Origin of the sequence: Epilithonimonas zeae (genome assembly GCF_900141765.1) — a bacterium.
Taxonomy (GTDB): Bacteria; Bacteroidota; Bacteroidia; order Flavobacteriales; family Weeksellaceae; genus Epilithonimonas; species Epilithonimonas zeae.
In genome coordinates this window covers 1,936,517-1,950,001 of the sequence record NZ_FSRK01000001.1, presented here as the reverse complement: position 1 = coordinate 1,950,001, position 13,485 = coordinate 1,936,517, and the positions used below count along the sequence as shown (strand labels likewise).

At 35.0% G+C, this 13,485-nt stretch carries 11 protein-coding genes and 1 tRNA gene; 6 read left to right on the top strand and 6 right to left on the bottom strand.

The window, feature by feature from the left end:
* Position 1: 1 nt before the first annotated feature.
* A complete protein-coding gene (locus BUR19_RS08960; protein ID WP_074234949.1) occupies positions 2-727 on the bottom strand; it encodes a shikimate dehydrogenase family protein in 726 nt (241 codons plus the stop codon).
* 126 nt (positions 728-853) lie between these two features.
* Here BUR19_RS08960 and BUR19_RS08955 point away from each other — a divergent pair, with 126 nt between their 5' ends.
* Positions 854-1,687: an aldo/keto reductase gene (locus tag BUR19_RS08955; RefSeq protein WP_074234947.1), complete on the top strand. Its 834-nt coding sequence runs from the start codon at positions 854-856 to the stop codon at positions 1,685-1,687.
* Between the two features lie 184 nt (positions 1,688-1,871).
* Here the strand turns inward: BUR19_RS08955 and BUR19_RS08950 are convergent, their stop codons facing one another.
* The 4 genes from BUR19_RS08950 to BUR19_RS08935 are packed head-to-tail and all read right to left on the bottom strand — an operon-like array spanning position 1,872 to position 6,158.
* Positions 1,872-2,255 carry a response regulator transcription factor gene (locus tag BUR19_RS08950; protein WP_074235620.1) on the bottom strand — a complete coding sequence of 128 codons (384 nt, stop codon included), beginning with the start codon at positions 2,253-2,255 and terminating at the stop codon, positions 1,872-1,874.
* Positions 2,256-2,269: 14 nt separating this feature from the next.
* Complete coding sequence (locus tag BUR19_RS08945; protein WP_074234945.1) at positions 2,270-4,135, bottom strand: PAS domain-containing sensor histidine kinase; 1,866 nt, start codon at positions 4,133-4,135, stop codon at positions 2,270-2,272.
* A gap of 27 nt (positions 4,136-4,162) precedes the next feature.
* Positions 4,163-4,486: a DUF962 domain-containing protein gene (locus tag BUR19_RS08940; protein ID WP_074234942.1), complete on the bottom strand. Its 324-nt coding sequence runs from the start codon at positions 4,484-4,486 to the stop codon at positions 4,163-4,165.
* Positions 4,470-6,158 carry an APC family permease gene (locus BUR19_RS08935; protein ID WP_074234940.1) on the bottom strand — a complete coding sequence of 563 codons (1,689 nt, stop codon included), beginning with the start codon at positions 6,156-6,158 and terminating at the stop codon, positions 4,470-4,472. The genes BUR19_RS08940 and BUR19_RS08935 overlap by 17 nt, the downstream gene beginning before the upstream one ends.
* A gap of 210 nt (positions 6,159-6,368) precedes the next feature.
* Between BUR19_RS08935 and BUR19_RS08930 the strand changes: the two genes are divergently transcribed.
* From BUR19_RS08930 to BUR19_RS08910, 5 genes are all read left to right on the top strand, one after another.
* On the top strand, positions 6,369-9,338 hold the full coding sequence (locus tag BUR19_RS08930; RefSeq protein WP_074235619.1) for a tetratricopeptide repeat protein: 2,970 nt from the start codon (positions 6,369-6,371) through the stop codon (positions 9,336-9,338).
* A 12-nt stretch (positions 9,339-9,350) separates the two neighbouring features.
* The gene (locus BUR19_RS08925; RefSeq protein WP_074234938.1) at positions 9,351-9,824 is read left to right on the top strand and encodes a hypothetical protein; all 474 of its coding nucleotides are present in this window, start codon (positions 9,351-9,353) and stop codon (positions 9,822-9,824) included.
* 58 nt (positions 9,825-9,882) lie between these two features.
* Positions 9,883-11,661: a TonB-dependent receptor gene (locus BUR19_RS08920; RefSeq protein ID WP_074234936.1), complete on the top strand. Its 1,779-nt coding sequence runs from the start codon at positions 9,883-9,885 to the stop codon at positions 11,659-11,661.
* A 73-nt stretch (positions 11,662-11,734) separates the two neighbouring features.
* Positions 11,735-11,808 (top strand) — tRNA-Arg (locus BUR19_RS08915).
* 461 nt (positions 11,809-12,269) lie between these two features.
* Positions 12,270-12,476 carry an NAD(P)H-dependent oxidoreductase gene (locus BUR19_RS08910; protein WP_083600714.1) on the top strand — a complete coding sequence of 69 codons (207 nt, stop codon included), beginning with the start codon at positions 12,270-12,272 and terminating at the stop codon, positions 12,474-12,476.
* A gap of 413 nt (positions 12,477-12,889) precedes the next feature.
* Here the strand turns inward: BUR19_RS08910 and BUR19_RS08905 are convergent, their stop codons facing one another.
* Positions 12,890-13,474 (bottom strand): hypothetical protein, encoded by a 585-nt coding sequence (locus BUR19_RS08905; RefSeq protein WP_245799049.1) that lies wholly within the window; start codon positions 13,472-13,474, stop codon positions 12,890-12,892.
* Between the last annotated feature and the right edge of the window lie 11 nt (positions 13,475-13,485).

Here is a 13,485-nt window from a genome sequence, read left to right as displayed (position 1 = left end):
ATCAGCTATTCCAAATCTGCCAAGCTTTCTCAGCCTGTTGTTCCAGCATATAAAATCCGTTAAGCGTTGTTGCGCCTTTTTCTGCACAATGTCTAAGAAAAGCAGTTTCAGATGGATTGTAAATCAAATCAATAACGTAATGTTTATCGGTAATCGCATCAAAAGGAAATTGAACAGAATCATCAACATTCGGGAAAGTCCCAACTGGTGTTGTCTGGATAATTAATAATGAATCTTTTACCAAATCTTCAGTCAGGTTTTCAAAATTGATTTCGGATTTTCTGGAAACAGTTTGATGTTCTATGTTGTGTTTATCAAGAATATATCTCACAGCTTTCGCAGCGCCTCCGTCGCCCAGAATCAAAGCTTTATTATGATGGTCTTTTTTGTTAATTAAAAGCGTTTTTTCAAATCCAAAAGCATCTGTATTATAACCGGTTTTCTTACCGTTTTGGAAACTTACGCAATTCACAGCTCCAATTTGTAAAGCTTCATCACTGAGTTCATCAAGAAAAGGAATAATCGCTTGTTTGTAGGGGATTGTGACATTCATTCCAACTAGATTTTGATTATCTATAATTGGATTTAAATGTTCTATTTCAGCAATATCAAAGAAATTGTATGAATGATTTTTTAGAAATAATTTTTTGAATTTTTCCTCAAAATATTTTTTTGAAAATGAGTAAGAAATATTCTTCCCAAGCAATCCGAATTCCTGTTTTTCCATAGTTCAAATTTATGAAATATCATTAAAATTTGAATTATAATTTTTAGATTCTTCTATCAGTTTTATTATTTTAAAATCTCTTTTAGATGGCGTAATTTTGGCTTTCGAAAAATCAAATTTTTTAAAATGAAAAATGTAATTCTAAATAACGGAACTGAGATTCCGGAAATCGGTTTTGGAACTTGGCAAACAACGGAAAGTGTTCAGAAAACTTTGAAAACTGCTTTAGAAGCTGGTTACAGACATATTGATACGGCTGATATCTATGGAAACGAAGCAGAAATAGGAGAGGCGATTGAAGAATCCGGAATTGCAAGAAAGGATCTGTATCTCACTACTAAAATATGGAACAGCAACAGAAGCGGGCAAGGTGTGAAATATTCCGTAGAACAGTCTCTTAAAAAACTGAAGACCAATTATCTGGATTTGTTATTGATTCACTGGCCTGCGAATGAAAAACAATTTAAGAATTGGAAAGAAATTAATGCGGAAACGTGGAAAGCAATGGAGGAGTTGTACAAATCCGGCGTTGTAAAAACAATTGGCGTCAGCAATTTTATGTTGCCACAATTGGAGGCTTTACTGGAAACTGCAGATGTGATTCCAGCTGTTAATCAGATAGAGTTTCATCCGGGTTATGTTCAGCAAAGTGTTGTTGATTTTTGTAAGGAAAAAGGAATTGCGATAGAGGCGTGGAGCCCTATTGGTTCCGGAAGATTATTGAAAGATGAAGATTTGAAAGATATTGCTGATAAATATAATGTTTCTCCTGCGATTCTTTGCATTCAGTTTTGTTTGCAGTCCGGTGTGATTGTTTTGCCTAAATCTGAAAATCCGGAAAACATCAAAAACAACTTGCATTTTGAACGATTCAAAATTGAGGAGAGTGATATGAAGGCTTTAAAAACTCTGGAAGAAACAGGTTTTTCCGGTTTGAATCCAGAAACGGTCGATTTCTAAATTTGGAATAGTTAAAGAAAAGAAAAGCAGTTTAAAAATTTAAACTGCTTTTTTATTGAGTATTATTTTTTCATAAATTTTAAAAGTTGAATGGCACGCAGCCTGACCTGAGTGGAGCTCTTTTTCTTTTTATTTAAAAAGAAAAAAGCGGGAACGGTGGGCGGATTAAGCTGCCCAAATTAAATTACTCAGCCGAACTATTGGAATAATATCTGATTTTTTCTACAATTTCTCCTAAATCAAAAGGTTTTGGGATGAAATCTATTGCTCCGCTTTCTATCGCAGAATCTCCCAAACCTCGGCTGGCAGACATTATCACAACCGGAATGTTTTTGAAATCCTGATGTGCTTTTATCATTTTGCAAATGTCTCTCCCGTCTTCTCCGGATAACCACATATCCATCAGGATGACGTCTGGTTTGGTTGATGTTTCTAAAAGGGAATTGAACATATCGGTTCCTCTTTCGTAATTTGAGACTTCGAATCCCTCCATATTCAGCATCAATTTCACTGAATCTAAGATTGCAGGACTATCGTCCACTACTATAACTTTTTTAGAATTTGACATTGTAATTTTAAGTATTAATTTGATTTGTGTTTTTTTGGAATCTCGAAACAAAAATCCGAGCCCTTCCCTTCAATTGAGTTTACAAAAATCCTGCCACCGCTTCGTTTTATAATTTCAGAAGAGATATAAAGTCCTAATCCAAGTCCCGGAAAGGTGTGTTCCATACTGCCGCTGACTCTGTAATATTGTTCGAAAACTTTGTCTTTCTTATCCTCAGGAATACCGATTCCATAGTCTTTCACAGAGAATAGGACGCAGCCTTCTTCGGTTAATTTTGTGGTGATTTTAATTTTATCAGAATCCGGAGAATATTTTATGGCATTGCTGATAAGATTACTCATTACCTGAGAGATGCGATGTCTGTCGCCGTAGATTTCGCCAATGTTTTCTGCTTCCAGATAAATTCTGTGGCTGGTGCTCATCTGTTGTTCTGTGATGATTTCTGTAACCAACACATCAAAATTAAAATTAGATTTATTTAAAAGGATTTTACCATTTTGAATTTTTGTAACATCCAGCAAATCATTGACAAGGCCAGTCAGTTTGTTAATTTGGTCATCCATTTTCATTGCCACATCTGCATTTTTCTGGTCGTCCTGCTTTCTCAGATTTTTTTCTAGGTATTGAGAATACAATTTGAGACTAGTCAATGGTGTTTTCAGTTCGTGACTTGCGATTCCTAAGAAATTGTCTTTCTGCTGCTGGAATTGCTTGAACTCATTAATATCTGTACAGGTTCCAATCCATTGGATGATTTCGTCATTTGTATCTTTTATAGGCACGGCACGACCGAGAAACCATTTGTAAGAATCTTCGGTTTGACCATCCTTGAATTGATATTCTATCTCGTAAGCGCTTTTGTTTTCTTTGCTTCTTTGCCAAACCTGAGTTGCTCTTTCGATATCATCAGGATGTAAGATTTTGTGGGTTGCCGCTTCTCTGCTGTCGATACCTTCAAATCCCGTATAATCATACCATTTTTTGTTGTAATAGTCGATGTTTCCTTCTTTGTCAGCTGTCCAAATAATAATTGGTAAACTGTCCGCCAGGTTTTTATATTTGGCTTCGTTTTCTTGTAATCTTTGTTTTGTAAGTACAGCTTCTGTTACATCTACAGCAACATTGGCAATAGCATAGACTTCATCATTGTGATTTTTCAAAGGTTGATATGAGAAATTGTAATAATAAGTTTGCAGTTTGCCATCTACCACAAGATCAGCACGATCTTCTTTTGCAGAGTAAGTTTCTCCAGACTCATAAACCTGTTTCAATAATCCAAGAAAAGCTTGACCTACTAGTTCGGGAATCCCTTCTTCTATTCTTTTTCCTATTATAGAATCATCTTTTCCCCAAGTCTTCAGCATTTTGTCATTAGCCAAATCTATGATGAAATCTTCCCCTTTATAAATTGCAACTGCGTAATCAGAATTTCTAATTAGATTTTCAAATTTATACTCCGTTTCCGTCAGTTTCTTTTCAGTTTGGACTTGGTCCGTAACTTCTGTAGCCACCACGCTGATTCCTATAATTTCTGATTTATCATCACTATAGATTGGAGCATAGATAAAATCAAAGTAACATTCTTCAGTGTGTCCGTTTCGTACCAGATAGCATTTCTCTTTGTAGCCTTTGTAAATATTACCGGTTGCTTTTACAATATTTAAAATATCTATAAAAGCCTGTCCTTCCAATTCTGGAAGAGCATCCATTAATTTTGAACCAATTATTTCCGGCTGTTTTCCCCATAGCTGAAGCATTTGCGGATTGGCCACCTGAATTACGAATTCATCGCCCATTAACATAGAAAGGGCTACCGGAGCCTGAACCAGCAAAAGAGCTAATGAATCTGTAGAAATATTAGTTTTGATGAAATTCTTCATTTCGAAATAGAAAATAAATTTACAATATTATTTCTTAGTTTTTAAATATTTGTTTCCTGTTAAGATTTCAAAAAATAGTCTGGAATCTGAAGCTAAAGACCAAATCAGATATCTGATTATCGAAGGCAAATTCTTCTCAAATATAGTTTGACTGAACCAAGCAAAGCCAAATCCGAAAATCGGACAATACCAAAGAAACCGTTCTTCTCCAGATTGGATAACATAAAAAATAACCGCAAAAACTAATAGAATTCCAAGGAAATGGAATGCCTTAGTCAGCGGTTTAATGTGTTTTGTAAGATAAAATTGATAAAACTCTTTATAGGTTTTAATTCTATTCTGAAAATGCATTTTTGGTTTGATTTAGTTTGCTGTTTTTATATCCATAAAGGAAATAAATTATCAAACCTATAGCAAACCATAGTCCAAACCAGAACCAATTTTCGTGGCTCATTCCGGTTAATAAATAAAGACAAGAACTAAGACCAATTAAAGGAATCAATGAAAGATTTTTAACGAAAGCCAATCCACATAAAATGAGATTAACTATAATGAAAATGATAATCGCCAAACGGAATTCGCCTTCATTCGGGTCGCTGATATTAGTTAATTTGTGGAAGAATTCTGGCTGGTAGAAATAGAAAAATATCAATCCGCCAATGAAAATTAATGGAAAAAATAACCTACCATTAATATAAGGTAAATGGAATCTACCTTTGATCTTTTCTTTTGGAGGTAACATCAAAACGCCACCACAAACCAAAACGAAAGCGAAAATAGTTCCGATACTTGTAAAATCGAGAATGAAAGTTTTATCCGTGAATAGAATTGGAACACCTACAACAATCCCCGTAATAATGGTTGCAAAAGAAGGAATTTTGTTTTTGCTGTGTACTTGCTGAAACTTCTTTGGTAAAAGTCCATCTCTCGACATTGCCATCCATATTCTAGGTTGTCCCATTTGGAAAACCAAAAGTACCGTAGTAATTGCAACAATTGCAATTAATGATACAATGAACTCCATCCAAGGAAGATTGAGATTCGATTTATCAAATACAAAAGATAATGGATCCCCGATTCCGTCAAATTTTCTGTAATCTACTAATCCTGTTAAAGTTAAAGTCAGAATAATATAAATAACCGTACAAAGTCCAAGAGAAATCAGCATTCCTTTTGGAAGGTCTTTTTGAGGGTTTTTGGTTTCTTCTGACAAAACAGAAATCGCATCAAAACCGATATAGGCAAAGAAAACACCTGAAACAGCAGACATGACACCTGCAAATCCATTCGGCATAAAAGAGGGCTCTGAAGTCACAGAATTCGTCGGAAACCAGTTTCCGGTATTCACATAAGCTACGCCAACAGCAATTACGAGAAGAATCACGAACAACTTCAGAATTACAAAAAAGTTATTGAAGTTCTTACTTTCCTTGATGCCCTGATAGCAAAGCCAGGTAATCAATCCATTGATTACCAAAGCAGGAATATCAACAATGATTTTTAAATTTCCAATAATTGGAGCAGATTTCCAAGCATTAATCAATTCAGCATTATTCGAATTGTTGAGAACCGCTTTTTTAGCTTCTGTATAACTACAAGTAAAATAATCAGGAATATGAACTCCGATTCTTTCCATAAAACTGGTAAAATAATCTGACCAGGAAAATGCAACATAGATATTCCCGAAAGAATATTCCATGATCAAAGCCCAGCCAATTACCCAGGCGATTAATTCCCCAAAACTGGCGTAGGCATAAGTATAGGCACTTCCTGCAGTTGGAATTCGGCTTGCGAACTCGGCATAGCAAAGAGCAGTGAAAGCACAGGCAAATCCACAGATCAGATATAAAATAATAACGCCCGGACCGCCGCGGAAGATAGCTTCTCCTAAACTGCTGAAACTTCCCGCTCCAATAATAGCAGCGATCCCAAAAAATACAATATCCCAGGTTCCAAGAACTCTATTAAGCTGTCCGGAATCTGCATTCTCTGCGTAGTGTTTTCTTCTGAAAAGTGAACCCATTTAAGTTTATAATTTTTGTGAAAGTAACAAATGTAATAAAATTTTGATGTTTTTAACATTTATTAATAAATAAAACAATATCTGCTAAGGCTTTCTTATATAATAAAATCTTTTAAAATGCTCTCCAAATAATATCTTTTCGCTATTTTCGTTGAAAAAGGAACAAACTTTGTTGAAGCTGTGGCTTTGACAATAATTTTGAAAATCTATATGAATTCAAAAAAAGTAATACTGGCTTCAATGTTATCGCTTTACGGGATTTCTGAGGCGCAACAATCTCGATATTTTACTCAAAAAGAAGACTATCATTTTGGTTTGGCAGAGAATCTCTACAACACCAAAGTTTACAATGCTTCCCAATACGAATATTCCAACCAATATTTTTATAATAAAAGCCTTAGTAATTCCAGAAAAGAGGCATCCTTGTTTTTCAGCAATGTGATTGGTGTGATTCTGCAACAGCAATATGCAGAAGAAGGTCTGAATGCTTTTATTAAGGAATATCCAAAGTCTGCATATTTTGCTCAGGCCAACGGACCTTTGGCAGATTATTATTTGGCTAAAAAAGATTTCGAGAAAGCGTTGGAAACTTTGCAAAAGGTCAATCAATATCAACTGAGCAAAGAAGAAAATACGCAGCATATTATGAAGCTAGGTTATGCTAAGTTTATGACCGGAGATTCTGCCGGAGCGATTGAAGCATTAGAAGAATCCTTCAAATCTGCAGATGAAACCAGCAAACCTGCAATTTCGTATATGTTAGGTCATCTTTATTATGCTGACAAACAAAATGATAATGCTTTTGTTTACTTCGACCAAATCAAGAATAATGAGGAATATGCACATCTTGTGAAGCCTTATTATGTTCAGATGTATTACAATCAGAAGAATTATGATTTGGCAATCTCCGAAGGAAATGAAATCTTGAACAATGGAAAAACCACAGCTTACGATACGGAAATCCATAAGATAGTAGGAGAGAGCTACTTTATGAAAGGCGATTATCAGTCGGCTTATCCGCATCTGAAATTATTCCTTGACAAAGAGCAAACACCATCAGAAACTGACCTTTACGAAATGGGATTTGTTTCTTCTCAAGTGGGGAAAAATGCCGAAGCAGTTGGTTATTACAATCAATTGATTAACAGCAATTCTCCGTTGGCGCAAAACGCATATTATCAGCTTGGAAATGCTTATTTGCAAAATAATCAAAAACAAGAAGCACTTTCGGCTTATCGTAACGCATCTCAGATGAATTATGATGCCAAGGTTCAACAATTGGCTTTGGAGCAATATGCAAAATTGGGTTATGAATTGGGAAATCCATTTGAGAATTCTTCAAAAGTGATTCAGAGATATTTGGATAAATATCCGAATTCTAAAACTCAGGAAATGAGGTCGCTTTTGGTTAAATCTTATTTATACTCAGGAGATTATAAAGCGACTTTGGAGGCACTTTCAAAACTGAATCCAAAAACTGACGAAACAAAAAAAATAGAGCAGGAAGTTTCTTATCTTTTAGGTTCTGAGGAATTTAACAAAGGGAATTTTGACCAGGCTGAATCTTATTTTCTAAGAAGTCTTCAATACAAACTCAACAAAGATTATTACAAAAAAGCCAAATATTGGTTAGGGCAGACTTATTATCAAAAAACCGATTACAAATCTGCAATTGCTGTTTACAAAGAATTAGAAAATGAAACCGCAGAGAATTTTCCTGAACGTGAACAGTTGGATTATGATTTAGGTTACGCTTATTTCAAGTCTAAGGATTTTGCCACTGCTCAGGAATATTTCAAAGAATATCTGAGATTCCCGAAACAGGAATTCAAAGCAGATGCGGAATTGCGTTTGGCTGACACTTACTACGCTAATAATCAGTTGAATGAAGCTTTAGAGATTTATAACAAAACCGAAAATGCCAGTGATTATACGTTGTATCAGAAAGCTTTGGCTTTAGGTTTCAAAGGCGATACGGTGGCGAAGATTTCCGAGCTTAAAACTTTGATTTCAAAATACCCGAATTCAGAATATGTGGATGATGCAAGTTACGAGATTGCGTCTGCTTATGCTCAGAATGATGATTTCACTCAATCTAATGCTTACTTTGATAAAGTCATCAAATCCAGTCCCGATAAGGATTTGGTCGCGAATTCCCAGATTTACAGAGCTCAGAATCTGATTGACTTGAATCAGAATGAAAATGCGATTTCGGAATTCAGACAATTGGCGAATCAGTATAAAAACACAGCTTACGCAGACAAAATTGTTGCTGCTGCAAAACCTGCTTTTGTGAAAAACGGTGATGTTGCAGGTTACGAACAATTTGCAAAAGGTCTCAATGTTAATGTTTCCGGAACAGAAATCAGTGAAATCAATCTGAATCTGGCGCAAGACAGTTTCTCGAAAAAAGATTACACAAAAGCGGTTTCTTATTATGAAAAATATCTTGACCAAAGTCCAAGCGGAGACAATCTTTTCAAAGCGCAATACGAGTTGGGAGAAAGTTATTATCAATTAAAACAAACTGATAAAGCGCTGCTTCCGTTACAAAATGTGGCAGATTTCCAAAACGATTATCAGCAGGAAGCGCAGGTTAGATTAGCTCAGATTTATCTCGCTCAAGATAAAGTGGCTGATGCAAAAAAATATCTGGAACAAAATGCCAATTCAACCAACGTTACAATTAAAAACTTCGCTTCAGTTGAATTGATGAAAATCTATGCCGACGAAAAGAACTTTGCTGAAGCTGAAAAATATGCGAATGCTGTAATTGCCAATACAAAAAATTCTGCTACAACTTTGGAACAGGCCAAAGTCATCAAAGCAAGAAGTCTTATGCAGCAAGGAAAAGATAAGGATGCACAAACGGCTTACTCGACTTTGGAGAAGTCTTCCAACACAGAAGTTGCGGCGGAAGCTTTATACGCAAAAGCTTTCTATCAGAACAAAGGAAAAGCTTTCAAATCTTCCAATGAGACTATTTTCAAATTGGCCAATAATTACGCTTCGGAAGAATATTGGGGTGCAAAAGCTTTGGTCCTGATGGCTAAAAATTATCTGGCGCTGAAAGATAATTACCAGGCTAGTTATACGGTGGATGAAATCATTAACAACTATGGCGATTTCCCGGAAATTGTGGCAGAAGCGAAGGAAGTGAAAGCGCAAATCAAGAAGTAATTTGATTTTAAAATGAACAAAGCATTTTTTCTGATTTTGATTACACTTTTATTTGTGAGTTGTGTACCTTCTTATAGAATATCTCATAAAATTTATAAAGAAGCAAAACCAAGTACAAATAAGGTAAAAGCTCTTGTAATAAATAAAGAATTAAAAAAAGAATATAAAATTTTAGAAAAATCACAGATTTATGAACTAGTAGAGGATGATAGCTATCAAGTAAAAATAAAACTTGATTCTATGAAAACATCATTAGTTTGTGGGAATGGAATGGCCGGTAGTATGCTAACTTTTGGATTATTACCATCATCTTTACCAGATGAATATTATTATGGATTTCAGGAAATTGGTGATGAAAATAAAAAGTTCGAATTCAATTTACAAGTAATACAAAGTTTATGGCTATTTAATATGTTTTATCCAAAAGGGTTTTCAAAACAAGCAGGAAAAGCGTTGTTAGCTTCATATCAAGAAAGGAATAAATAAATATTTTGATGAAGGATTAAATTCATTTTTAAATCCTTTAATCTTTAAATAAATTTAAATGAACAAACTAAAATATATCGCCGTTTTGGCATTTTTGGGAACAGTCGGGGTCTCAGAATTGGGCGCTCAAATCAAAGAAGAGCAATTGATTCTTAATAGAAAAAGAGAACCGGAAGTCAAGAAGATCGAGAAGAAGAAAACATCTATTGTTCAGGAAAAAAACTATCCGCCGGATAACAAGAAAAAAGAAGATTCGCTCAATCTGAAATATGATATAGTGAATGTACCTCCAGTTTCTGATTTCAAAACGACAGAAATTCAAGGCGAAGATATATCTCCGAAATTCTCCAATGATTATCAATTTAATTATTTCAGATTAGGTTATGGGAATTATGGAAAATTTCTGGCAGATGCTAATGTTTCCGGAAAAGTTCAGGACAATGTGGAAGTAGGAGCGGATATTCATTATTTGTCGACTAGCGGATTGAAGAAAGACTATGATTGGGATTCCAAAAGTAGTCAGGCAAAAATCGGCGCTTTTGCCAATATTTATACTGAAAAAGGAAAGTTCAATATTGATGCAAATTATGCTTTCAATAATTATAATTACTACGGAATTTATGCTTTAACGCCACCAAATAATGATATTGATATAGAGCAGAAAGTCAACAAATTTAGTGTGAATGGTTATTACGACCATTATTCCAATGATATTCTGAATAACGTTCGTGTGAAATCTTACTTTTTGAGCGACCATTTCGGTGCTAGTGAAAATTACGCCAATGCAGAATTGAATTTATCAAAGCACGATTTTGCGGTAACCGACGGAATAACAGCGAATGGAGATTTGGGAATCAATCTGGAAACGGTCAATTCTAAATTTGATATCCTGAATAAAAACACTAATAATCAATTCAATCTTACGTTGTCGCCAAAGGTTACTTTTTACAAAGGCGATTCCTATTTATTGATTGGTTCGGACTTCAGTTTTCTTAATTCTAAAAATTCAAGCAATGTAACCGAAGAATCAAAGAATAACAAATTCTATTGGTTTCCAAAAGCAGAAGTTTTGGTTGCTGCTGCGGATGAATTCAAATTCTATGGAGGAATTGATGGAGGTTTGAAACTGAATACTTATGGTAATCTTCTGGACGAAAATCCATTTTTGATTTCTGATTTGGTTTTAACACCAACTGAAACCAAATATCATTTCTATTTCGGTTTGAAAGGTGATGTTGACCAGACTTTCAAATATGATGTTAATGCAGGATTCAGCAAAGTGAATAACGCTCAGTTTTTCTATAATAATAATCTGTTTGATACTAATATTACTGCCGACAGACAAGGCTACGATTATGCGAATACTTTTAGTTCAATCTATGATAATGGAACTTTGATGGAAGTGAAGGGCGATTTGCAGGCATTTCCAATGGAAAACCTGACCGTTGATGCTGGTTTGCACTTCATGAAATATAAGCTGGACAATCTGGATGAAGTCTATTACAAGCCATTATTCCAATTTAATCTTGGCGCCAAATATACAATGCTTGAAAAGAAACTAAATCTTGGTTTCAAAGCGTATTTTGTAACAGACAGAACTTCAAATACTTATGAGATAAGCAATATTGCTGCAATTCCAAATTATACAACAATTGAGAACAAAAACGAAAAAGTTGGAGGTTATGCAGATTTAAACTTATCCGCAGAGTACAAAATTCACAAAAATTTCAGTATTTTCGCACTCGGAAATAATCTTCTGAATACCAAATACCAGAATTATCTGGGCTACAAAGTTTTGGGAGCACAGTTTTTGGGAGGCGTGAAGATTACTTTCTAAAATAATTTAAAAGGTGATAATTGATGAGTGATTTTATATCATTTATAATTCATTAATTATCATTTATAAAAAAGGCCTTGTAGTTCAACTGGATAGAATGACGGATTTCGGCTCCGTTGGTTGGGGGTTCGAATCCCTCCGGGGTCACTCTAAGGGAAATTTCACTTTTATTAGTGATTTTCCCTTTTTTGCTTTGTAAATTTCTGTTAATCGAGATTGCATAATCGATGGTTTAATTAATTGGTTTTTTGAGACCTGTTTTCTGAAATTCGCCAAATGAGGCTGCTGATATATTTGATTTGATACTTTTGTTATCTTTGGAAAAATACCGCCTGAAAAGAACGTTGCCCAAAAATATTTAATTATCAGATTTGGGCCACTTTTCGAAAATCCAAATTAAGAATGGGGAAAACGATTATGAATATACAAGTCTTACTATAGCTGTTCCGGCAGACTACAAAGATGCTTTTTCTCATTTTTATTATGCCTAAAATACTACCTCCGAAACCATTACAAAATATTACTCCCCTCATATCAAACCATTTTATTTTTTAATTTAGGGACGCCGGCTGTTCTTCTAATCAAAAAACTGAAATTGATATTAATAAATGTCTTGTTTTATCTATCCCATCTGGTGGACGGAAATGGCAGCTGTAATGAAAGGATTTATCGACCGCGTCTTTAGCTATGGTTATGACCAAGGTGTACAAAAAGGCTTACTTAAAGGTAAGCTGACAACTGTTATCAATACGCACGGAAAATCAAAAGCAGAGTATGAGGATATTGGAATGGATAAAGCGTCATTTTCTTACTGATTGCAGGAGTTTTTTTCCAATGTAACCTGATCACAAATCCTGATTACCTAGTTTACGGCATTTAATCTCTGCAGTAGGGAATAATTCAGCAACGATCGCAAAGAAAGTTTCTTCTCAGAAAGTGCAGTGAGAATAGAAATCGCGTAAAATCCTAAGGCTGAACCGTCTTTATATATGTCTGAATACACCACTACTGTCAAATCCGGCAATTGTCAATATAGAAAGATATGCGTCTTATTTCAGGTTCGGTTCTGTAACGGTGTTTGGTATCAGTTCTGAATATTGGACTGATGCCCAAACAGTCTGATATTTAGTGTATAGGTAAAAAACTGGGCAGAAAAAACACAAATTTTAAGATTTCTAGTCTTATAAAAACACTACCCAGTCAAATTATTTTATCAAATATTTAATATTTATGGAGCTTTCCAGAATGTCCAGGCACTTCCATTAAAGACAGCCAGTCTTTTAGCACCTTCTCTTTTGATGTATACCATCATACCTGGTGAGGGATCCGTTACATCGTCGGTACTGTTTACCATAGGCAGCACCATTGCTTTGGTATCGGATTCTAAAACAAGGACGCCATCAGCAGACGTAATTGATGCCCCTATAATAACTTTAGCTGCAGCATTTTCACTAACAGTTGCTGATGTTGGCTGCGAAGCCATTGTAGCTGAAATATCGGCTGTGTTTCCATTGCTGAGATCAAACCAGCCATCAGAAGATTGCATGTCCGTAACGCCATTGTAATATTTTATTTTAGCTTTAGTAGCGTCTCTTGCATCAAGAATAAAAGTTCCTTCAACAAGACCTCCGCCAGAAGGTAGTGTTCGTGTGTAAGGAAGTATAATCCCTTTATTTTGTCCAGCTGCAAATTCAAGGAGAATAGAATTTTTCTGTCCGGCGGGTACGCTGCCAGTGTCATTGCCGATAATTACCTGTGAGAATGCTATAGCAGATAACAATAGGTATGTGATTGAGAATAACTGTTTCATCATTAATCATTGTT

Excerpts from the sequence above, each read along its gene's own strand:
- BUR19_RS08960 (WP_074234949.1), bottom strand. The coding sequence starts at position 727 with ATGGAAAAACAGGAATTCGGATTGCTTGGGAAGAATATTTCTTACTCA.
- BUR19_RS08955 (WP_074234947.1), top strand. The coding sequence starts at position 854 with ATGAAAAATGTAATTCTAAATAACGGAACTGAGATTCCGGAAATCGGT.
- BUR19_RS08950 (WP_074235620.1), bottom strand. The coding sequence starts at position 2,255 with ATGTCAAATTCTAAAAAAGTTATAGTAGTGGACGATAGTCCTGCAATC.
- BUR19_RS08945 (WP_074234945.1), bottom strand. The coding sequence starts at position 4,135 with ATGAAGAATTTCATCAAAACTAATATTTCTACAGATTCATTAGCTCTT.
- BUR19_RS08940 (WP_074234942.1), bottom strand. The coding sequence starts at position 4,486 with ATGCATTTTCAGAATAGAATTAAAACCTATAAAGAGTTTTATCAATTT.
- BUR19_RS08935 (WP_074234940.1), bottom strand. The coding sequence starts at position 6,158 with ATGGGTTCACTTTTCAGAAGAAAACACTACGCAGAGAATGCAGATTCC.
- BUR19_RS08930 (WP_074235619.1), top strand. The coding sequence starts at position 6,369 with ATGAATTCAAAAAAAGTAATACTGGCTTCAATGTTATCGCTTTACGGG.
- BUR19_RS08925 (WP_074234938.1), top strand. The coding sequence starts at position 9,351 with ATGAACAAAGCATTTTTTCTGATTTTGATTACACTTTTATTTGTGAGT.
- BUR19_RS08920 (WP_074234936.1), top strand. The coding sequence starts at position 9,883 with ATGAACAAACTAAAATATATCGCCGTTTTGGCATTTTTGGGAACAGTC.
- BUR19_RS08910 (WP_083600714.1), top strand. The coding sequence starts at position 12,270 with ATGTCTTGTTTTATCTATCCCATCTGGTGGACGGAAATGGCAGCTGTA.
- BUR19_RS08905 (WP_245799049.1), bottom strand. The coding sequence starts at position 13,474 with ATGATGAAACAGTTATTCTCAATCACATACCTATTGTTATCTGCTATA.